A 20,157-nucleotide genomic window follows, 5' to 3' on the forward strand; every position below is an offset into this window, starting at 1 on the left:
GCGCATTTAATGCGAATGCTTTCCTGTGCTCCACACAAATTCTTCAGGATAACATTTATGTGGCAGCAGAAGTTAAGTCATTGCAATAAGCACTGATAATACCGGCAATTTTTTCCGGGTGATCGTGAATGAAGAAATGCCCGCCTTCAAAGAGGCTGTGGTAAAAGGGCGCATTGGTGAACCTTTGCCAATTGGTGATCTTGCCGGCATTTTCTTCCTGATTTCCCATCATGGCGTAGATAGGTACATTTGTAACAAAAGGGTCGATGGTATTTTTTTCTGCCAGTTCAAAATCCGCTCTGAGAATAGGTAAATAATAACTCATGAGGTCTTTATCAGCGAGAAATTCCTCCGGTATGCCACCCAGCGCTGTCAGTTTTTCAATAAAATCATCATTTTCCAACAGATGCCAGTCGTCCGTTTCCCGGATACCAGGTCCTGCATTGCCGCTGGTGAAAAGAAACGCAGGAGGTTGATGCTGTTTTTCCAGGCGCTGCGTAACAGCCAGTGCGAGGTAAGCACCCAGGCTATGTCCAAATATGATAAAGGGGGCACCATTCCTCATGGTGCTGATCTGCTGGTATGTGTCTTCCACCGCTAATCCAAAATCGTGCAATAGGGGGGATGCCATTCTTTTTCCTCTGCCCGGAAGTTCTACAGGAATAACATCAAACCCTTTCAGGAGTGGCGTCAGATAGCGGAAGGAATATACGTTTCCACCAGCGAAATGCAATAGGAATAGCTGTGCTTTGCTTGTTTTCATTGTAGTTTTTGTTCAGTGGAAATGGCTCTTTGCCAGGAACAGTGATAGCCAGCCCTTTTTGCCAGGTTATTAGAAGCGCGATGGATGAAGTTATCTCTGTTTGAAGCCATGAGGTTAATATTTCTATATATCCGTGGATGATGGATATGTAATTTACAAATTTAAAATAGATCACCATAAGGGACAAATCTTTTCAGAAAGATTTGTCCCTTTTTCTTTTTGGCTCAAATGGCTTCGTCAAAAAATAGTTTTTCGGGAAGTATTGGATGATCTTTTTCTTCGGTCGTTGGAGTAGCTTCCAACTGGCTTTAATCAAAAAGCGCTATTTTTAATCGATGGCATAGAAAGCGGGTTTGCATAAATTCAAAAAAAGATGTTTCATATAACCGGAATAATCATCTCTATATTTCTTGCTTTGCTACTTTTTACAAAAAAGGGTAAATCAACCGCTGATTTTATTTTAGCAATCTGGTTAGCCGTGATTGGTCTCCATTTATTATGCTATCATTTGCTGATTTCCGGAATGTATGTTGAACTCCCGTATTTTCTGGGCCTTGAAATTCCATTACCACTTATTCATGGTCCTTTTCTGTATTTGTATATTGCTACTTTAGTCAATCAAGGAAATAAAAGGCTCCATTGGTTTATCCATTTTATTCCTGCAACGATAGCCTACCTCTTATTGTCAGGATTTTTTCTCCAGACTTTTGCCCATAAAATCAATATTTATCAACATCATGGGATTGGATACGAAAAACTTATTTCAATTATACGCCTTCCCATCATACCTTCTGGTATTATTTACGTAGCCTTATCGCTGATTTTATTAAAAAAACACAGCATAAATATCTCAAAGCAATTTTCTTATACAGAGAAAATCAATCTGAACTGGCTGGTTTACCTCACCATTGGAATGGGGGCTATATGGTTATCCGTTATATTCGGGAATGATATTTCTACTTTCATGCTGGTTGATTTTTTCATTCTGTTTATTGGATATTTTGGAATAAAACAAGTGGGCATATTTACCAATCGAATGGTGAATAGTCAATTGGCAGGTACTGATAGTATAAAGCTCAGTGATTCGGAAAAGGAAGATAATGATCCTGATCTTGGCAGCGTAGCCATTGGTAGTGAAAAAACCAAATACATGAAAACAGGGGTCGGACCTGAATTGATGTCAAAAGTTCATAAGGAATTAACGCTGTTAATGCAGACAGAAGAACTCTTTAAAGACCCCGAACTAAATCTGGATGGACTGGCAGAAAGGTTGGGTGTTCATAGTAATGCCCTGTCCCAGGTAATTAACTCCATGGAGCAAAGGAATTTTTACGATTATATCAATGATTTCCGCGTAAAAGCATTTCAGAGAATAGCTGTATTGCCCGAAAACAGCAAATTTACACTCCTTTCCCTTGCTTTCGAGGTGGGGTTTAATTCAAAGACCTCTTTCAACCGGAATTTCAAAAAGGCGACGGGCCTGTCCCCCAAAGAATTCTGCCAACAGGAGAAAATACAATTGGGCCATCAGATGTAAATGAAAAGGACCAACCTACCATTTGGAACGTCCAAAAGTGGAATACAGAGAGACCATCTTACCTTTTGGAGCGTCCCAAAGAAGAATAGCCGCTTCCTTTGCTACCAAAAAACAAGATGGTAAAAAAGTTATTATGGATACTATTGGCCGCATTGTCGGTAATTATGGGTCTTTATCCAATTCTGTTCTTTTCGGCTGGCGAGAAGCAGGGTATATTGAAAGTCAAACCCGATGAGCTTTTTCTTAATCCCTTTTGGTACCTGAGCCTATACGTTCACATCATCTTCGGCGGGTTTGCTATACTGATCGGCTGGATACAATTTAGCCCTGGAATCAGAAGCAAAAATATAACGCTCCACAGGGGAATCGGTAAGTTATATGTAATAGCCGTTTTATTAAGCTCACTTGCGGGGTTTAATATTGCTTTTTATGCAACGGGAGGTCTGCCGGTAGCTTTGGGTTTTATGAGTTTAAGCGTTATTTGGTTTTATACCACTTTGATGGCATACATCCGCATTAGGAACAGGCAAGTGGTACAGCATAGAAATATGATGATCTATAGTTATGCCTGCTGCTTTGCAGCGGTTACATTACGAGCCTGGATGCCTTTTCTGCATGTCATGTTCGGTAACTTTGCTTATATGGTTGTCGCCTGGTGGTGCTGGATACCTAATTTGGCCGTGGCTTATTTTCTGATCCGGAAATCAGCCCAGGCAACTCCTGAATAACTTTGGGTCATATTGTTTGATACCGCTTCAAGCACTTTCACGATCATCGCCTGCGCGGATCTCCTAACCAATAGCGCCTTTCCTGTTTTGATTCAGAATAATGTTATAATTATCCAGATAGATAATGTCCCAATGACGAAAGGTAGCGCAAACACACAAAGACTAATTGCCATCCAAACGAATGGATTGTTATTGTTACCAGCCCTGTTGCTCCATATATTCCGTAAATCGGCGACAGGTAGCTGGTACATTTCAGTTTTTGTTAAACCACAGGTCACTGCGTTTTTCATCGTTAGTCCCTGTTTAAAGGCCTTTAAGGTACTCCCTGGATAAAATAGTACGCCCAGGCCTATGGCCCATAATGCCATGATCCAGATAACATAGATATTCTTCCAGCCACCAGAAGCAATTTCCCAGGCAGAGATGGCACTTTCGCCTTTCCAGGTGGTATCGTAACCGGTAATGATATGGTTTATATCGTGTAAATAAACATTTTTACGCCTGCTTTCAATATTGAGTACCGGGATTGAGAAAAAGCCAAATTTTATCCAGGCATATTTCTCATTTATTCCGCCTTCTGCGCCATAGTTGTGTTGTTTGTAAAAATTCTGAAGTGCCTGCTCTACTGTCATACCTGATTGCTTTAATAATATCTATTTCGCCCCCATGGGAAGGTCATGTAGCGTATCCGCTATAGCGTCATTTTATGAATGCAAAGTTCAGAAGAGAAAAATAAAATTCCATTCACCTCGGTGAAGAAATTATCTGCTTTCAATAATTCTTTTGCGGATGCGGCTAAGAGAAGGAGGTTTTACACCTACAAATGAGGCAATATGGTATTGAGAGATGCGTTGCTGCAGGTCGGGGTATTCCTCGATAAATTTTTGGTATCGTTGCTCGGGCGTATCTGTATAGAAAGAAGTCAGTTCTTTTTCAAGCTTTATAAGCACCATTCCCAGTACCAATCGTCCGATTTTGTCGCCGGATTTTGTGTGCTCATAGAAGTATTCAAAGTTTTCAAAGGTGGCAACGTGTATAACGGTGTCTTCCAATGCCTGTATTATTCTCGAGGAAGGAGCCTGCGTTTTAAAGCTTTCATAGTTACACAGAAATCTTTTTTCGTTCACAAACGAAAAAGTCCTTTCCTTGCCATCCTGGTTGATATAATGGCGCATTAAGCCGGATTCAATTAAGCCCATATATTTACATACCTGTCCTTCCTGTAGAAAGAAGTCACCTTTTTTGTAATGCTTTACCTGGAAGAGGTCTTTATAAATGACTTTATCTTCTTTACTGATGGGTACCAATTGTTGAAGGGTATCGATAAGAAAGGATGCCATTAGTATCATTATAACGTTTGAAATTATATTTAGTTAGCCCCGCCGATTGTAAATAGTTCGACCTTTTCATCTCTTCCTCTTAACTCATTTTTACCTAATGATTTAATCTGAAATTCAGTAGGGAGGTTGAGTTTTTTTATCAGCTTATCCGAAATAAGTATATCCACCTCGTAAGTATTGCAAAGTCCCTGTATCCGGGCAGTGGTATTGAGTACATCGCCTGTAAAGATAATTTCCTTTTTTATAACCCCTATTCCTCCTGTAGTCACTTTCCCCAGGTGAAATCCTGCTTTGAACACAGGTAATAACCCGAATTCCTTCTTATACCCGGGATAATATTGTAACCCGCCCAGCAAACCCCTTTCGAGCTGAGAATAGACTATACCAAAGATCAGCCATATCACGCCGAAAGGAATGAGCCGGGATATGTTTCTTTTGATTTTAGGAGATAGCATAGCATATTTATATTGGCCTAATATACGGTTTTCTATTGCCGGATGAACCGGTACTATTTCAGGATTGAATGAAATGAACAGATCATTTATAGGAATATCCCGTATTTTCATATGACCATTTATGATCCCCTGTTATGACTGAAAATATAACCATATTCACCTGGGTAACTGTATGTTGCTGGGTATTGTTTTGTAGCTACTGGTTGCTGCTCCGTAATAAAACCTTAAAAAATATCCAGGGACGAACCGCACGGCAGCGTTACCTGGGCACACTTGGGTATGTGCTCATCTTTACCTTACTCTATCTCCCCTTATTTGTACATGGTGGTTTTGCGGGCCGTATTATTCCCGCCCATTACCTGTTGCAGGGAATAGGTGCCCTGATATGTATGGCTGGTGTTGGCGTGTGCATCTGGTCACGCACTATACTGGGCCGGAACTGGAGTGGGGGTGTTACGGCCAAACAAGGGCATGAGTTAATTGTAGAGGGGCCATATCGCCTGGTCAGACATCCTATTTATTCGGGCTTTCTTACGGCGTTGGCGGGCACGTGCCTGGTAACAGGGGGGCTGGCAGCTATAATAGTTACTTGCATATATACGTTGGCGTTGTGCCTGAAAATAAATGATGAGGAAGTATTACTAAGGGATGTTTTCCCTGGGACCTATGAGATATATCAGCAACAAACCCGCAAACTGATACCTTTCATCTGGTAAAACGTTCGACCGACTCACGGCTGTTCAAAATATGTCATCCGCTGCACCCCGGTGTGCTAATAGGTACTCTTAACATGTGTGAGGGCATTTCCCCGTGCCGTTCCAGCCGGGCAACGGTAGTTTTAAAGGATGTTTATCTGACAAATGCCTGCAGGTGAAAGTGCAGCAATAATGCAGTCAGAATGATTAATTTTTCTTTGATAAAAAGCTAAAATTTCCACGTCATTAAACTCACTTCCACATGAGAATCCTATGCAAACCCGTGTTTGCACTCCTGCTCATTTTTGCAGGCAGCTGCACTAAAAAACACACTCCTTCCAGGTATGACAAAATCAATGCTAACGAGATGGCTGTTGCAGCCGCTGCGGATAGCATGAGAAATCCGTTTATCACTTCGATATACACAGCAGATCCGTCGGCCCATGTATGGGCGGATGGCCGCTTATACGTATATCCATCGCATGACATTGCTCCACCCCGGGGAGCTGACCTGATGGACCAGTATCATGTGTATTCCACAGATGATATGATCCACTGGACAGATCATGGGGAAATCCTGAGGGCCAACCAGGTGCCATGGGGAAGATCGGAAGGAGGCTTTATGTGGGCGCCCGACTGCGCCTATAAGAACGGAACCTATTATTTTTATTTTCCCCACCCCAGCGGAACGGACTGGAACAATACCTGGAAAATAGGGGTGGCTACCAGTACCAGCCCGGCCGGCGGCTTTACGGTACAGGGGTATATCCCCAATCTTGAATCGTTCATAGACCCCTGCGTGTTTGTGGACGACAACGGGCAGGCCTACCTGTATTACGGCGGCGGCGGCACCTGTAAAGGAGGAAAGCTCAAAAGTAATATGATGGAAATAGATGGCTCCATGCAGCCTATGGCCGGGCTGGAAGATTTCCATGAAGCCAGCTGGGTACACAAAAGAAACGGCATTTATTATTTATCCTATGCCGATAACCATGACCTGAACGGTAAACATAACCGGCTGAGATACGCCACCAGCAGCACCCCCCTGGGGCCCTGGACCTATAAAGGTATTTACATGGATCCCACCGATAGCTATACCAACCACGGCTCTATTGTGGAATACAAAGGCCAGTGGTATGCTTTTTATCTCAACAGTGCCCTTTCCCATAACGACTGGTTACGGTCCATCTGCGCGGATAAGCTGTTCTATAACGGCGATGGCACTATCCGGAAAGTGATCCAGACGCCCGTAAATAATAATCCAGGCAATCCCGGCGGTGTCCCCATTGGTCTGACGATCACGATCAGAGGCTCCAACAAAAAATTTGTATGCAGCGAGAACGGCACGCAACCGATGAACTGTAACCGGGATGCTGCAGGACCCTGGGAGAAGTTCATAGTGGCCGATGCCGGAGGTGGAAAAATAGCCCTGCAATACCAGGGTAAATATGTGAGCAGCGAGAACGGTACACAGCCAATTAACTGTAACCGTGCTGCTATTGGTCCATGGGAACAGTTTGAATGGATCAGTAATGCGGATGGAACAGTTTCTTTCAAAGGGAGTAACGGTAAGTTCATTTCCAGTGAAGGAGGGACAGCCGCAATGACCTGTAACCACACAACAGCAGGAAGCTCGGAGAAGTTTGATGTCGATCAGTGAGAAATCGGGAATACAAAATAAATAAAAACGGCTGCTGTAATAGCGGCCGTTCTTATTTATCTCCTAACTTTAAATGATTTTGCTCCAGATCAGTTTAAAACAAAAAAAACAGGTAACAGTTATGGACAAGCCAGTTATTAAAAAGGAGATTAACATCAACGCGTCAACAAAAAATGTCTGGCGTGTTTTTACAGAACCTGCAGTAACAAGACAAATGGGCGGTGAATATGTTTCTGAATGGAAAGTTGGTAGCTTATTTGGATGGAAAGGAAAAGGCAGCACGCTTTATACGAACGGAACAATTCTTGCGTTGGAACCGGAAAAATTATTGAAGCATAGTCTGGTTGACCTCAAGGATAAGAATAAATTACTTTCAGTCATAACGTATGAATTTTTGAAAAATGGTTCGGGAACAATCATTTCAGCAATAGAGGAAGTCAATTATGAAATGACAGATTACCAGTTAAAAGAAGCGAATGAAGGTTGGGATGCAACACTTCAACTGGTAAAATATGTAGCAGAGAAATTATAGAATTGAGTTGCCCGGTGGTCATGGTTTATTAATTATATTCGTTTTAGTGTAAATAAAAAAGGCGTTAACCTAAATTGAAGCAGATGGCAAGTTATATCGAATATGAGGGCGATGCGGAGGACCAGGAGCATAGTAAAATTGGCGGTAGTGCTTTATTACCGGAAGCTATAAAATGGCCGATAGATCGTCACGGCAGGAAGATGCTTTTTTTAGCGTCCCTGTCTTCCCAATTATTGAAAGCACAATGTGATATTGTAATTCCTGAAGACCAGGTGCTGTCCATATTTTGTCCTTATGAAAGAGATAATATAGAATGTGCCATTGACATGGCCAGAGGACGGGAAACCGGATGTGTGATTGCTCATTTCGCAAAGGAACCGAGACAGGAGTTTAATGATCCTATTGCTGAAGTAAAAAAGCTGGTCTTAAATGAGGATGTTGAAACGGATGAAGATGAATTTTCTGAAGATCTGGATGATAAAATTGGAGGTAATCCCAACTGGCTCCAGGATAGATTCGATTACACAGGCTACGATTTTGTACTGCAGATTTCCGGATTATATTTTGGAAAAATTATTCCCACCCACAAACATATATTTATGGGTGGAATGTTCTACGTTTTCTACCATCCATCGGACAATAAAGGATTAGTTACTTTACAATATTCATAATCATAAAGAAGATAAAAGCTGATTATTATGGAAAACCTGACTTTTATTGAATCATTGAGCAAGCAGGGGTGGGATATTCAACTAAATACTGAAGATCTTAAGCGTGTGATAAACGAAAGGGTAAATAATACATCGGAAGACTTTAAAAACTTCATTACCAGCTTTGATATCTGCGCAAATAAAGAAGATAATACCTGGTTTTTATCTTACAGAGATTATGACAACAAAACTGATTCGGCATTTCCCTGGAATGAATTTGAGGAACAAAGCCTGCAAAGTGCAGAGAGGGATAGCATGGATGCTATTAAGAAATTTTGGGAATCGCATCTTCCTTTCTTAATGTCTGTAAAAAACGGATATCAGTATGTTGCTATTGGAATAGGCGAAGAGAATGCAGGTAAGATTTACTATGGTCGTGAACCTGAATATGAAGAAGCTATATTGATAGCCGAATCTTTCTCAGTGTTCAGCGCATATTATATAGATGCGTTAGATCAAAAATTTCAATCAAACTATTATAAATTAATAGTATAAAAGGCACATCTTTCTGAAACGAAAATACGCCGTCTCATTTCGGAGACGGCGTATTTTTTATTAATGTGCTGTTTATTTCAGATACGCTTAATAGTTAGGGTTTTGAGTAAATGCCTTTGAAGCGTCCAACGTAGACTGTGGAATCGGGAAGATCCGGCGGAAAGGTTGTGAGGCAGCCTTAGCTGTACCAGCGGCATCGAATTTGCCAAACCGGATGGCAGCCTTTCTTCTGTACATTTCCCAATACATCTCGTACCCTGTTTCATTGTAAAGCGTTTGCTCCGTCAGGGCAGTAAGAGCAACACCGGGGGCATTGTTATAGAGTGCCTCACGTGTTCTGCTTGTACGTAACTTGTTGACATCTGCCAGCGCAAGACCTGTCTGACCGTTACGGAAATAAGCTTCAGCGCGCATGCAATACATACCTCCCAAACGATAAAGCGGGATATCTACGTTGCTGGAACCATTATCTTTTTCCGGATCGAATTCAAATTTGAAGGGACGTACACCACGATTGATTTCTGCCTGTGTGAAAACAGCCTGCGCCGGGTTGGAGAAGTTAAGCGCTGGTGTAAAGTCCATTGGCAGCGTAGTGTTTTTTTCACAGTTGAGTTTTATCACTTTGATACGTCCATCAGGAGTGCGTTCAAAATCACCGGAAGGCAACAGGTTAGGACCATATTGCTGGCCTACCTGGAGTCCACGGTTGAAATGGAACCATGACAGTGTTCTGGCGCTTAACACGAAGGTAGTGCCGGGTACGCTCACGTCTGTACCATCGTTCATGAACCAGGTACCATCGGCATACTGGTAGTGCCGCTGAAAACGGGGATCATTATGGTTGCCATCCCAGGTAGCGTAAAACTCAGGAGTGATACATGATGCGTTGGTGCCACGGTTAACAGGAGAAGGTTTCTGGTTCCTTTCCATGCACATGTAGGCGAAATCGTTGTCGCTGTTGCGCAGTGTATTGAGTACTTGCGTTACCACAAAAATCAATTCCGGTCTGCCGCTGTTATCAATATCAAAATTCTTGAAGAAGTTGCTTTCCAGCTGGAATTGGCTGTTTGAAATCAGCAGGGAAGTATACTTGATCACCTTGTCCATATCTGAACCATCGTTGTCCACTGCTTTCTCTTTGAAATCAAAGGTAGCAGCAGTACGGTTCTTGAACACTGCACGGTTCAGGTACATATCCGCAAGCAATGCATATGCAGCTTGTTTGGTGAATCTGCCGTTGTGTGTATTCTGTTGGCGTAATTCGGCCAGGTTAGGAATGAGTGATTCTACTTCTTTGATAAGGTCATCGATGGTAGTTGCTGCTTTTCTTACCTGTAAAGGTGCATTTACCACGTTAGGATCGCGGTAGGGTGCCTGACCGAAAAGGTCCAGTGTATGATAGGTGTAGAAGGCCAGCAATCCCCTTGCTTCTGCCAGGAACAGGGCTTTATTGGTAAAATCCTGTTTGCTGTTGATGGTGCTGATAGCTGTCAGTGACTTGGTGATACCGTTGTTCAGGTTATTCCATGTGTTGGTAACCACGGAATTGTCGGGCCCCCAGGTAAACTCATGGATGGCACGCCAAACACCACCATCACCCCAGTCACTACCACGGGTGGGGAGCAGCGCTTCATCTGTTGAATACTCCTGTAATGCAAACACGTTACCATGATCTACAAACGTTGCATCGCCCAATTGACCATATGCTGCGGCTATTGCATTTTCAGGATTTGAATTGTTGGAACCGAGCACCTCATCGATCACCTGTTCGTGCAGGTTGGTACAGCCCATCAGGCCCACAAGGAGAGATGCGCAGGTTAGTTTATATAGTCTTGATGAATTGATTCTCATATTTCGATGTATTAAAATTTAACCGTTGCACCTAACAGGTATGTTTTAGCAGCTGGATAGGTGGCATAATCAACACCCAGGGACTGGTTTCCTCCCACGTTCTTGGTGGTATTCACCAGTGGATCAAATCCTGAATAGCCAGTGATGGTAAACAGGTTCTGGGCACTTGCATATATGTTTAATGATTGCAGCCATGGCAATTGTTTCACAGTAAGGGTGTATCCCAGGCGGAGATTATTCAGACGGATGAAGTCCGATTTTTCCAGGTACAGGGAAGACAGCTGTACTGCGTTAGAAGTATTTGCCTTAGCGTCAAAGTACTTTTTCAGCACGTTGCGGTCGGAGGCCAGACTGTTGATGTTCAGATCCAGCGCTGTATTATTCACCAGGTAACCACCGGTTTGGCCGATGAAGGAAACTGCGAGGTCAAACTTCATATAACGCAACTGGCTGTTAAGACCGAAATTAAATTTTGGTATAGCACCCTGGAAGATCTGTCTGTCGTTTGAGTTGATAACGCCATCGCCGGTTTTATCTTCAAAAATATCCTTACCATCTTTGTCATAGCCCAGGTGCTTCAGCATAAAGAAAGAACCTGCCGCATAACCATTCTTGTAAATGTTGGCATTTACACCAGAGAGACCAGGACCAGAGATGCTGCCAGAGTATAGCTCGGACACCGGAAGATCTTTGATCGTGTTTGACAGTGTGGCGCCGTTCACGTCAGCAGACCATGATAAATTTCTGGTGCTGATCAGCTGCGTACCTAACATGAATTCGAAGCCTTTGTTGATGATGCGTGCGTCAACGTTCTTCCACACCGTGGTGGTAGGACTGAGTGGCTCAGAAGGAATGTTCAGGATAGGATCCCTGGTGGTCTTATTATAGTAATCCAGTGATCCGTACAGTTTACCACCGAAAAGGTCAAAGTCCAGGCCGAAGTTGAGTTGTTCTACCAGTTCCCATTTGAGTTTAGGATTGGCGGTACGGTTTACGGTAACACCATTTACCAGTGCATAATTGTCATACAGGTAGTAACCGGCACCAGATGATAAGGAGTAGCTGGCCTGTGTAATCTTGTTAGGTACTTCCTGGTTACCTGTCTGTCCCCAGCTGGCGCGTAGTTTCAGGTCCCGGATAGCCTGAATGTTTTTCAGGAAATTTTCCTTCGACAAGGTCCAGCCTAATGCAAATGATGGGAAGTAACCGTACTTGTTGTCACCACCAAACCTGGTAGAACCATCAGCACGAAGAGAGGCGGTAAGGAGATATTTGTTATCGTAATTATAGTTCACACGACCAAAGTAGGATTGCAGTTCATTTTCCTGGGCGAATCCGCTAGGGTTGATAGGGATTCCTGAGTAACCTGGATTGAACTCAGGAGGAACACCTTGTCCTTGTTTGGCGATGTTCTGCATACCGAAAGCGGTACCTGCGAATTTGAATTTCTGGTAAGAGAAACCACCCAGTACTTCTATCTGGTGTTTGTCAACAGCCAGGTTATAGGTCAGGTAATGTTCCAGTAATGTGCTTAGTGATTTCAGGTTATTCTGCACGTAGGCGCCATTGGGTGTACGATCCGTGACGTTCGGATAGATGGTGGTGTTGCGCTCTGAAGTGGACTTGTCGATACCAACGTTGAAGCGGTAATTCAGTCCCTTGAACAGTCGCAGGCTGGCCTCCATATTACCCAGTACCCGGAAGGTGTTGGTTTTATCATCATAGATGCTCAACAGGTAAGCCGGGTTGTAGTGAGCATTCATGTTGAAGTTGGTGAAATTGCCGGTGGAGTCGCGGAGCGATCTTGTCGGATTGGCCATCAGTGCATGTATAATCAGCTGTCCGTCTGAACCTGCGGTGTTACCATTAGGTATACCTGTTTCGTCAATGTTGCTGGCGGTCAGGTTCATTTTAACGGTGAGGCGTTTGTCGTCGAAGAAGGATTCTTCGGCATTTACCCTTGCAGTGGTTCTTTTAAAGCTGCTGTTTTCTACGATACCATTCTGGTCCATGCGGGATAAAGACGCCAGGAAGCTGCCGTTAGCAGTAGATTTGGCAAATGAAAGGTTGTGGTTTTGCACAAAGCCGTTGCGGAAGATCACATCCTGCCAGTCAGTATTGCCACCATGATCATAGGCTGGATTCACCAGTGCTTTGCGGTATTCGTCAGCATTCAGTACATCGAGTTTTTTGATCACAGAAGAGGTGCCTACATACATGTCGTAAGTCAAACTACCGGCTTCTCCTTTTTTACCACGTTTGGTGGTGATCAATACTACACCGTTGGAGCCTCTGGCACCATAGATGGATGCTGCGGAGGCATCTTTTAAAACCGTAACAGTTTCAATATCGCTGGTATTCAGAAAGTTCAGCGGGTTCTTAGGCTCAGAGCTACCCAAACCGAAATCAGGGCCACCTGCGCTTACCACGTCATTGCTTAATGGTACACCATCTACAACGAAAAGTGGTGTACTACCACTCCTGATGGAGCCGGCACCGCGGATAAATACGTCAACACCTGCGCCGGGCTCACCGCTCGACTGCGCAATGCGTACACCTGATACGCGGCCTTGCAGCAGGTTGTCTACGGAGATGTTGGCACCCTGTTTAATATTATCTGCTTTTAACTGGGTCAAAGCACCTGTTACATCGGCTTTGGTTTGACTGCCGTAACCTACTACGACTACCTCACCCAGCTGGCTGTTGCTGGTAGCCAGCGTAATGCGCAGCGATGTGCCATTGACCGTTACTTCCTGTTGGTTGTAACCGATGAAGGAGATGACAATTTTTTCGCCCTGAGATGCGGGTAGCGTAAACTCACCACGTGCATTCGTAGTGGTTACTTTTTTCGTGGAAAGCGATCTGACTGTGGCGCCGGGTATCGGTGTGCCATCCTGGCCTATAACCACTCCCTTGACAGGTTCCTGAAGGACAACCTTGTCATAAATACGATGGTATGGCGCATTAGCACGGGAAAGGCTAACGCATGAAAGCCATACAACTACCATGAAGAGAAACCGAATGTTCATTGGCAAAACTTTGTGATGCTTAATATGAAAAATGAAAATGAATAAAGGTATAGCCAGCCGGATATCATTACTTATGACAGCGATCATCCCAGTTATTATACATAGAAGGGCTGGTTGGTTGTTTTCTGAATTCTATTTTGTGCAATGCACCTATCCTTGTTAAATCAAAGAAAAAAAACGATTATGGTTTGAAGCATCTGCAAATCGACATAGACAACTGTTTATGAAATCGAGTGCAATGATAGGGCGTAATCTGGATTTGTCTGTTAACTCCAGGTTATGTTTAGTTTAATTAAATGTAATAATTGTCATTTTTAAGACTACGTAGTATAGAATAGTATAGTCTAGCTAAACTTAATTGAAAATGAATGGATTAAAGGTTATAAATTTTGGTTATAATTATATATAACGTCTTTTTTACACGTGGAATAACGCTTTTTTATTTTCGTAATTTGAAAGTAATAATAATAATTTAGAAATACAATAGCAGTGTGACAGAGATAAATTGAATATCTTATGTAATCATCAGTAATCCCATCTGTTTCATGAATAAAGCAGAACGAATATTTATAGAAAGTACATTGGAAAGAGGAGGGATACATCTCTATTCAAAGGAAAATGCAATTGCATTTGTGCTGGCGTGTAGAGAAGAGAAAATACGTTTGTTAGGTATAGATGGCTTTTGGCTTACTGCTAATAGTATTCAGCCCAGCATGGAAGACAGTGTTGATTTTTCTCTTCAATTTTTACAGGAGATTGCTATGAAAAAGCGATCGGTTTTTTGAAAGTAAGACCGGATGGATTATTCTTTGAGATAGTAGTAGCAAATGATTAAAGAGAAAGGGACATAGCTGTTTGCTGAAGAGGTACCGGAATACCCAACAAACACACTATGCCCGCATAAAACTCCCAAACCTATTTTTGAGTTATATAATAGTAAGTACTTAGATCAGTGGAAGAAAATTTTGTGAAGCCCGCCTGACGCAGCAGGGTTACTAATTGTCCACGATGAAAGGTAGAGTGGTTAATGATGTGCGAAAATGTTTGCGGATATTCCATTCGGCCTTCCTCACCGCTTCTTTTTTTAAAAGTGACTTCCTGCAGATAATTTTCCTCGGGATAATTTTCAATGAAACTTTTTAAATCGGAGGATGATTGCTGCCAGATTTTTATTAAGTCATTTTTTGTGCCATTAAATTCTGCGGATAAAAAAACAGGATCAGGCATATTTTTCCAGAAGTCCACCCATATTTTTTCGGCGCTGGCAATATGAATAGCGGTTTGCCTGATGCTGCTGAAACTACTGCTGATAAACTGATTCCATTGCTCATCATTGATTTCATGCAACCATCCAATAGCAATATTATCTGCCCAGTTATTGTAACCCGCTAATGCGGTGAAATATTTTTTGTTCATTTTTTAATGTTTAGCCGAATTACCTGCTTAGTTTTTTTGTCCGTAAACCAGCAACGAGGCTTTGGCCAGTGTATCGAAATGCATAGTGAAGCTTACGAAAGCGGGAGTGACGTTTTTATCCAGGTCCAGTTTTTTGCTGAGCGCATATACGGTAATCAGATAACGATGTGCCGGGCCATCAGGGGGAGCTGCACCCACGTAGCCGGGAACCCCCAGATCACTATTGCTTTGTACAGCACCGTCAGGAAGTAAATGTTTTGAAGGATCTCCCGCATCAGGTTTGAGTTCGTGCACATCAGCGGGGATATTGAAAACCACCCAATGCCAGAAGCCACTGCCAGTTGGGGCATCCAGGTCATACACGGTTACTGCAAAGCTTTGTGTGTTTTCCGGGGCGTTTTCCCAGTAAAGCTGCGGCGATTGGTTTTCACCGGAAAACCCCATACCATTGAGATATTGTTTGTTTGTAAACTGACCTCCAAGCTCTTTGCTCTTCAAGGTGAATGCTGCTGCGAGAGGACTCTTGTTGAGTCCAGTTGTTGTTGTTAATGTAGCCATCATCTTCGTGATTAATATTTAATTATTAATCAAAGGTAGCCCCGATAAAGGGCGGCAACAGATGGCCTGACGTTCAAAAAGTGTTGCTAAACGTTCAATTTGACAGCTGGTATTGCTTGGGTGTTATTCCATGGACTTGCTTAAATGACTGAATGAAGCTTGACAGATTTTCATAGCCTAGTTCGAAATATATTTCGCTTGCTTTGCACTCACCTTGTTTAAGTAATTGGGCCGCTTTCTGCATCTTCTTTTCAAGTAGCCATTTATTTGGTGAGGTACCATAAATCCTTGCAAAGCGCCGCTTAAAAGTGGACAGGCTCATATTACACAGAAAGGCCAGCTCCTCAACAGTGACGGTATTATAGATGTTGTCTGTGACGGCCTGACGGATCAGCAGATCGTCATCAGCTTCTTCACTGAAGCTGCGAAGTTGCTGAATTTTATCAGGATAGTGCTCACTTAAGTAAAGCAGCAATTCTTCCAGTTTCACTCTTCGCATTTCTGCCGAGCAAGGTTGATCAAGCGCTAACATAAAACCAAGCGAATCAATGAAGTTTATCAGAAATGCATCTTTCTCAAACACCAGAAAAGGTGCTTCATTGTTTTTGTGGGTAGAAGTCTTAAGCGCCTGTGGATGACGGAAGAAGAAATCTATCAGTATCTTATTGTCGAAAAAAAATAAAACACTCCTGTAACGCCCACCGGCTGCTGCTATCTTCTCGCTCATCAGGCAATTACCGGCGGACATCAGCAAAAACTGATGGGGGTTAATTGTTACCGGTGCTCCAATGTATTGAACACTTTTTTGACCTTCCAGCAAAAAGCTGAATAAATTTTGCCGTAGTTTGATCCTGGCGTTAATACTCACTACGTCCGAGTCATACCGCATGATGGCAATATGGTCCATCGCGTTTTGTGAATCGGCGGAGCGAAGGTCAGCAGGTATTATAGACTTCCTCATAAACAGCTACATAAAGACAGAACGAAGCTACAATATTTTTATGGTAGGAGAATAATGGTGCTGCCGTTTTAGCATTTTGCAAACCGGCTTACCTGGTAATATCTATTAAATCGGTCCGTTTTTTTGTGCTTACAAAACATTCCCCAAAGTCCAATTTTTCAGACCAAAGGTCCCTTTGCATTCGTTGCGCTGTAAAATCACGAAGTCACATCTGCTGTATATTGATCCAGCATATCCATTGACGGAGCAAAGAAGAGGCTGCCGGTATGTGCGGTACTGAAATCCAGTATCCTGTCGTAATTACCTGCCGGCACGCCAATAAACATGCGTTCCAACATTTTGTAGGTAGTGCTAAATGTATTGGCATAAGCAATAAAATAGGTGCCCACCTCATTTTTAGCGGGATTGCCAAAGGGCATGTTATCTCTCAGTATCTTCAGCTCATTGCCTTGATCATCATCCAGACTGGCCAGGGCACTATGCGAGTTATTGGGCTTTATATCATCAGGCATCTCTATATCACTCAATTTATAACGACCGATTACTTTCTCCTGTTCTTCGGTAGACAGCTTTGTCCAGCCTCTCATATTGTGCAGGTATTTCTGGACAAAAAGATAACTTCCTCCCTTATAAAGCGGATCTTCGTCACCAACCAGGGCAAAGAGCTGCCGGTCTTCACCAATAGGGTTTTCTGTGCCATCCACAAAGCCAAGAATGGAACGGCCATCCCAATACCTGAATCCATGTATTTCTTCCAAACAATCGGCAACCGGGTATAACACCTCAGTGATAGCGGTGAGCATATCAAAGCAAACGGACATATCTGTTGACCGCAAGTGAAAGTGCAGGTCTCCCGGAGTCGCCACAGCCGTATGTTTTGATCCTGCCAATGGTTCAAAATTTTTCAGTTCTTTCGGGACGGGGAGTGGTAAGGATAACTTTATCCAGGCCTCATACCCAATGGCCATTATACAGCTCGCACGTGCGTCCGGTACTCTTATGGTAAAGGAATGATTGAGATTGGCCACCAGGCCACAGAGCTTTTCGAAAGCTGGTTTGACGGGCATATCTTCCTTAAACTTCCAAACTACAAATATGGTGTTGTTGTTTGTGATGTCGGTGATGTTTTGCGATTCAGGCTGTATAGCTTTACTCATATTAAAAATAGCTTTTTGATAATTTAAAGAAGGTTCCCTCTCTGGTCCGGAAGTTAATGTTTTTAGGAACTTCAAAAACAGATAGTCAGCATGTGACTATCTATGCCCGCTTTACAATATTTGTTTGCTCATTAAGGTTTCTTCAAAACCTACACCATAGTGTTCAATCGTGAAGTCTTTTACCTTTTGCCAGCCATTTTTATAATAAAAGGCCAGACCTTCCGGTGATGCCGCCAATTGCAGTGTTGTTAAACCTTTACTTTGGGCATAAGTTTCCAGATAGGTCATCAATTGTTTGCCTATTCCCTGATTGACATATTGTAGTCTTGTATAAAAACCAACAACAAAATCGCCATCAAGTGCGGCAGTGCCTATTATCTGGCCATCTCTTTCGGCGCAAAATACCGTCTGGCTGGCTATCTTTTCACTCAATACCTGCACTGAATAGTACTTGATGAATATATTCCATTGCTCGTTATTGTAATGAGGCTTCAGGAGTTTTTCTGCATTCTCACAGATCAAATCACTTAGTTGTTTTGCATCTGAAGGTTGCGCTGCTCTTATATGTATTGAAGACATGACGGTGATTTAACGGTAGTTTCTCTTGCTGCAAACGTACAGCATTTGTCTTTTAATAAGAAACAGTCATCGTTGCTGCTCGTCGCCCGCCCGTATAGACAAGGCATGATAAAATATGTTCAACGGATCCCATTTGCGTTTCACTTCCTGCAGTCGTGGATAATTATCTTTATAATACAGGGTATGCCATGGAACGCCTGATTTGTTCCATTCCGGATCGGCGAGATCTGTATCTGGATGATTGATCATGCAGCCGTCTGTTTGTTCATTGGGAACAGGTACGCCGCCAGACTCCTCAAAAAGTTCCATATAGAAAGCACGGATCCAGGCAAGGGTAGGTGCTTCGCCTGTCGGGTCGCCCCAGCCTGCATTGCACGCAACATCAAGAATGACATCCCGCTGCGCCGATGCGGTGGCGTCTGGCGCAATCGTATTCACTTTACCTCCATAGGTGGCCATGCCTAATCCTCCTCCTACATTTGCTTTCGCAGTAAGGTATTTGAAGGCGGTTGCAATCTGTTTGTCAGTAAAGGGTTGCCGGAAGAAGGCATCCTTTACTTTTGCCTGTGCGTTATCGAAACCGGGCTGGAATAGTTCCGGAAATGGGTTGAGTGCAAAGCGAAGCCAGGGTGTTTCCTCGATCTGGCGTGTATAAGGAACTCCGAGGGGGATTGCGATGGCGGCTAAATGCTCATCTATGAGCTGAATGGCTTTAGTTCCGGCGGTGCATACGCCTTTCATTTCCAGCTTGCCCAGGTTCCGGTGGTTAAGAAAAAGCAGGCTGAATAGCTGTCTGTAAGGTGAGTCTGCCCCGCTGTGCTGTTTACTCCATTCTCCAAAATTTTTCGCCAGCCGGAAAAACAATTGCTCATCGAAATCCTTCCAGTCCCATGCAATGCGGAAGGTGGTAATAGAGGCCGGTGCTTTGGGCAATGCAACAGCAGGATCCGATCCGATAGCGTCCGCAGACCTCAGCCAATAGCGGGTAACGATCCCGAAGTTACCGCCACCTCCGCCCGTATGCGCCCACCAGAGCTCACGATTGGGATCAGTGGATTCACGGGTAGCAATAACGCTGCCTGCCGTACCGGATGCTTCAACAGTCACCAACTCTACAGCGTAGAGATAGTCTGCCGCCAATCCGTATTCCCGGCAAAGAAAGCCGAAAGCACCACCTGGTATATGTCCGCCGATACCGATGGCGGGAAGCTCCCCTGCGGGAAGAACTACACCCCAGCCCAGAAATAGTCGACGATACATCTCCCCAACGGTAGCGCCGGCCTCCACTAGAAAGGAGGATTGTTTCTCATCATAGCGGATATCCGCCATCAGAGACATATCTATGAGTACCTGCACGGAAGGATCTGTTACGAACCCTTCCAGGCAATGGCCGCCACTGCGTACTACCAGCCGCCGTTTGCTATCCACGGCCTCTTGTACAGCCGCCACCACCTCTTTCGTAGAGGTAGGCAGGTAAATATATTCAGGCTTCGCAGTAAAGCGTTTATTGAATCTTTTATCCGCGAGATCCGAATACCGTATATCGCCAGGGGTGATCTTTTCCATATACCGGATTTTTAGAAATTATGTAGGTTTATTATTCAATAATTACATGACGGTGTTAACTGGTTTTTCCTTTACTAAAGTAGTAAAGCATCGCCGGGAAAGCAATCTTATTTGCCGGCGGCCTG

20 protein-coding genes are annotated in these 20,157 nt (G+C 43.5%); 8 read left to right on the forward strand and 12 right to left on the reverse strand.

Going from position 1 to position 20,157, the window contains the following annotated elements:
- Positions 1 to 55: 55 nt before the first annotated feature.
- Positions 56 to 763 carry a thioesterase II family protein gene (locus tag AB4Z08_RS32060; protein WP_441577867.1) on the reverse strand — a complete coding sequence of 236 codons (708 nt, stop codon included), beginning with the start codon at positions 761 to 763 and terminating at the stop codon, positions 56 to 58.
- A gap of 373 nt (positions 764 to 1,136) precedes the next feature.
- On the opposite strand from AB4Z08_RS32060, the gene AB4Z08_RS32065 reads away from it, so the two are divergent.
- Both AB4Z08_RS32065 and AB4Z08_RS32070 read left to right on the forward strand, forming a co-directional pair.
- Positions 1,137 to 2,300, forward strand: a complete 1,164-nt coding sequence (locus AB4Z08_RS32065) for a helix-turn-helix domain-containing protein (protein WP_441577868.1) — start codon at positions 1,137 to 1,139, stop codon at positions 2,298 to 2,300.
- A gap of 116 nt (positions 2,301 to 2,416) precedes the next feature.
- Positions 2,417 to 3,028 carry a DUF2306 domain-containing protein gene (locus AB4Z08_RS32070; protein ID WP_441577869.1) on the forward strand — a complete coding sequence of 204 codons (612 nt, stop codon included), beginning with the start codon at positions 2,417 to 2,419 and terminating at the stop codon, positions 3,026 to 3,028.
- A gap of 92 nt (positions 3,029 to 3,120) precedes the next feature.
- Here the strand turns inward: AB4Z08_RS32070 and AB4Z08_RS32075 are convergent, their stop codons facing one another.
- The 3 genes from AB4Z08_RS32075 to AB4Z08_RS32085 all read right to left on the reverse strand — a co-directional run bounded on the left by AB4Z08_RS32075 (position 3,121) and on the right by AB4Z08_RS32085 (position 4,934).
- Positions 3,121 to 3,660: a hypothetical protein gene (locus tag AB4Z08_RS32075; protein WP_441577870.1), complete on the reverse strand. Its 540-nt coding sequence runs from the start codon at positions 3,658 to 3,660 to the stop codon at positions 3,121 to 3,123.
- A gap of 129 nt (positions 3,661 to 3,789) precedes the next feature.
- A complete protein-coding gene (locus tag AB4Z08_RS32080; protein ID WP_441577871.1) occupies positions 3,790 to 4,368 on the reverse strand; it encodes a Crp/Fnr family transcriptional regulator in 579 nt (192 codons plus the stop codon).
- A gap of 29 nt (positions 4,369 to 4,397) precedes the next feature.
- The gene (locus tag AB4Z08_RS32085) at positions 4,398 to 4,934 is read right to left on the reverse strand and encodes an adenylate/guanylate cyclase domain-containing protein (protein WP_441577872.1); all 537 of its coding nucleotides are present in this window, start codon (positions 4,932 to 4,934) and stop codon (positions 4,398 to 4,400) included.
- A gap of 23 nt (positions 4,935 to 4,957) precedes the next feature.
- Between AB4Z08_RS32085 and AB4Z08_RS32090 the strand changes: the two genes are divergently transcribed.
- From AB4Z08_RS32090 to AB4Z08_RS32110, 5 genes are all read left to right on the forward strand, one after another.
- Positions 4,958 to 5,539: a methyltransferase family protein gene (locus AB4Z08_RS32090; RefSeq protein ID WP_441577873.1), complete on the forward strand. Its 582-nt coding sequence runs from the start codon at positions 4,958 to 4,960 to the stop codon at positions 5,537 to 5,539.
- Between the two features lie 241 nt (positions 5,540 to 5,780).
- Positions 5,781 to 7,178: a family 43 glycosylhydrolase gene (locus AB4Z08_RS32095; RefSeq protein WP_441577874.1), complete on the forward strand. Its 1,398-nt coding sequence runs from the start codon at positions 5,781 to 5,783 to the stop codon at positions 7,176 to 7,178.
- 121 nt (positions 7,179 to 7,299) lie between these two features.
- Positions 7,300 to 7,710 carry an SRPBCC domain-containing protein gene (locus AB4Z08_RS32100; RefSeq protein ID WP_441577875.1) on the forward strand — a complete coding sequence of 137 codons (411 nt, stop codon included), beginning with the start codon at positions 7,300 to 7,302 and terminating at the stop codon, positions 7,708 to 7,710.
- A gap of 83 nt (positions 7,711 to 7,793) precedes the next feature.
- Positions 7,794 to 8,381: a DUF1963 domain-containing protein gene (locus tag AB4Z08_RS32105; protein ID WP_441577876.1), complete on the forward strand. Its 588-nt coding sequence runs from the start codon at positions 7,794 to 7,796 to the stop codon at positions 8,379 to 8,381.
- 27 nt (positions 8,382 to 8,408) lie between these two features.
- On the forward strand, positions 8,409 to 8,915 hold the full coding sequence (locus tag AB4Z08_RS32110; protein WP_441577877.1) for a hypothetical protein: 507 nt from the start codon (positions 8,409 to 8,411) through the stop codon (positions 8,913 to 8,915).
- An 87-nt stretch (positions 8,916 to 9,002) separates the two neighbouring features.
- On the opposite strand, the gene AB4Z08_RS32115 is transcribed toward AB4Z08_RS32110, so the two are convergent.
- Positions 9,003 to 10,766, reverse strand: a complete 1,764-nt coding sequence (locus AB4Z08_RS32115) for a RagB/SusD family nutrient uptake outer membrane protein (protein ID WP_441577878.1) — start codon at positions 10,764 to 10,766, stop codon at positions 9,003 to 9,005.
- A gap of 11 nt (positions 10,767 to 10,777) precedes the next feature.
- Positions 10,778 to 13,795: a SusC/RagA family TonB-linked outer membrane protein gene (locus AB4Z08_RS32120; RefSeq protein WP_441577879.1), complete on the reverse strand. Its 3,018-nt coding sequence runs from the start codon at positions 13,793 to 13,795 to the stop codon at positions 10,778 to 10,780.
- Between the two features lie 545 nt (positions 13,796 to 14,340).
- On the opposite strand from AB4Z08_RS32120, the gene AB4Z08_RS32125 reads away from it, so the two are divergent.
- Positions 14,341 to 14,580, forward strand: coding sequence for a hypothetical protein (locus AB4Z08_RS32125; protein WP_441577880.1), 240 nt, complete (start codon positions 14,341 to 14,343; stop codon positions 14,578 to 14,580).
- 130 nt (positions 14,581 to 14,710) lie between these two features.
- On the opposite strand, the gene AB4Z08_RS32130 is transcribed toward AB4Z08_RS32125, so the two are convergent.
- From AB4Z08_RS32130 to AB4Z08_RS32155, 6 genes are all read right to left on the reverse strand, one after another.
- Positions 14,711 to 15,211, reverse strand: a complete 501-nt coding sequence (locus AB4Z08_RS32130) for a DinB family protein (RefSeq protein WP_441577881.1) — start codon at positions 15,209 to 15,211, stop codon at positions 14,711 to 14,713.
- A 27-nt stretch (positions 15,212 to 15,238) separates the two neighbouring features.
- Complete coding sequence (locus AB4Z08_RS32135) at positions 15,239 to 15,769, reverse strand: YbhB/YbcL family Raf kinase inhibitor-like protein (protein ID WP_441577882.1); 531 nt, start codon at positions 15,767 to 15,769, stop codon at positions 15,239 to 15,241.
- Between the two features lie 94 nt (positions 15,770 to 15,863).
- The gene (locus AB4Z08_RS32140) at positions 15,864 to 16,676 is read right to left on the reverse strand and encodes a helix-turn-helix domain-containing protein (protein ID WP_441577883.1); all 813 of its coding nucleotides are present in this window, start codon (positions 16,674 to 16,676) and stop codon (positions 15,864 to 15,866) included.
- Positions 16,677 to 16,927: 251 nt separating this feature from the next.
- Complete coding sequence (locus AB4Z08_RS32145; protein WP_441577884.1) at positions 16,928 to 17,887, reverse strand: Dyp-type peroxidase; 960 nt, start codon at positions 17,885 to 17,887, stop codon at positions 16,928 to 16,930.
- A gap of 111 nt (positions 17,888 to 17,998) precedes the next feature.
- Complete coding sequence (locus AB4Z08_RS32150) at positions 17,999 to 18,466, reverse strand: GNAT family N-acetyltransferase (protein WP_441577885.1); 468 nt, start codon at positions 18,464 to 18,466, stop codon at positions 17,999 to 18,001.
- Positions 18,467 to 18,532: 66 nt separating this feature from the next.
- Positions 18,533 to 20,032, reverse strand: a complete 1,500-nt coding sequence (locus AB4Z08_RS32155) for an FAD-dependent oxidoreductase (RefSeq protein ID WP_441577886.1) — start codon at positions 20,030 to 20,032, stop codon at positions 18,533 to 18,535.
- Positions 20,033 to 20,157: the final 125 nt, after the last annotated feature.

The sequence above is a fragment of the Chitinophaga sp. RAB17 genome (assembly GCF_052114225.1).
Lineage (GTDB): Bacteria > Bacteroidota > Bacteroidia > Chitinophagales > Chitinophagaceae > Chitinophaga.

Excerpts from the sequence above, each read along its gene's own strand:
- AB4Z08_RS32060 (WP_441577867.1), bottom strand. The coding sequence starts at position 763 with ATGAAAACAAGCAAAGCACAGCTATTCCTATTGCATTTCGCTGGTGGA.
- AB4Z08_RS32065 (WP_441577868.1), top strand. The coding sequence starts at position 1,137 with ATGTTTCATATAACCGGAATAATCATCTCTATATTTCTTGCTTTGCTA.
- AB4Z08_RS32070 (WP_441577869.1), top strand. The coding sequence starts at position 2,417 with ATGGTAAAAAAGTTATTATGGATACTATTGGCCGCATTGTCGGTAATT.
- AB4Z08_RS32075 (WP_441577870.1), bottom strand. The coding sequence starts at position 3,660 with ATGACAGTAGAGCAGGCACTTCAGAATTTTTACAAACAACACAACTAT.
- AB4Z08_RS32080 (WP_441577871.1), bottom strand. The coding sequence starts at position 4,368 with ATGGCATCCTTTCTTATCGATACCCTTCAACAATTGGTACCCATCAGT.
- AB4Z08_RS32085 (WP_441577872.1), bottom strand. The coding sequence starts at position 4,934 with ATGAAAATACGGGATATTCCTATAAATGATCTGTTCATTTCATTCAAT.
- AB4Z08_RS32090 (WP_441577873.1), top strand. The coding sequence starts at position 4,958 with ATGACTGAAAATATAACCATATTCACCTGGGTAACTGTATGTTGCTGG.
- AB4Z08_RS32095 (WP_441577874.1), top strand. The coding sequence starts at position 5,781 with ATGAGAATCCTATGCAAACCCGTGTTTGCACTCCTGCTCATTTTTGCA.
- AB4Z08_RS32100 (WP_441577875.1), top strand. The coding sequence starts at position 7,300 with ATGGACAAGCCAGTTATTAAAAAGGAGATTAACATCAACGCGTCAACA.
- AB4Z08_RS32105 (WP_441577876.1), top strand. The coding sequence starts at position 7,794 with ATGGCAAGTTATATCGAATATGAGGGCGATGCGGAGGACCAGGAGCAT.
- AB4Z08_RS32110 (WP_441577877.1), top strand. The coding sequence starts at position 8,409 with ATGGAAAACCTGACTTTTATTGAATCATTGAGCAAGCAGGGGTGGGAT.
- AB4Z08_RS32115 (WP_441577878.1), bottom strand. The coding sequence starts at position 10,766 with ATGAGAATCAATTCATCAAGACTATATAAACTAACCTGCGCATCTCTC.
- AB4Z08_RS32120 (WP_441577879.1), bottom strand. The coding sequence starts at position 13,795 with ATGAACATTCGGTTTCTCTTCATGGTAGTTGTATGGCTTTCATGCGTT.
- AB4Z08_RS32125 (WP_441577880.1), top strand. The coding sequence starts at position 14,341 with ATGAATAAAGCAGAACGAATATTTATAGAAAGTACATTGGAAAGAGGA.
- AB4Z08_RS32130 (WP_441577881.1), bottom strand. The coding sequence starts at position 15,211 with ATGAACAAAAAATATTTCACCGCATTAGCGGGTTACAATAACTGGGCA.
- AB4Z08_RS32135 (WP_441577882.1), bottom strand. The coding sequence starts at position 15,769 with ATGGCTACATTAACAACAACAACTGGACTCAACAAGAGTCCTCTCGCA.
- AB4Z08_RS32140 (WP_441577883.1), bottom strand. The coding sequence starts at position 16,676 with ATGGACCATATTGCCATCATGCGGTATGACTCGGACGTAGTGAGTATT.
- AB4Z08_RS32145 (WP_441577884.1), bottom strand. The coding sequence starts at position 17,887 with ATGAGTAAAGCTATACAGCCTGAATCGCAAAACATCACCGACATCACA.
- AB4Z08_RS32150 (WP_441577885.1), bottom strand. The coding sequence starts at position 18,466 with ATGTCTTCAATACATATAAGAGCAGCGCAACCTTCAGATGCAAAACAA.
- AB4Z08_RS32155 (WP_441577886.1), bottom strand. The coding sequence starts at position 20,032 with ATGGAAAAGATCACCCCTGGCGATATACGGTATTCGGATCTCGCGGAT.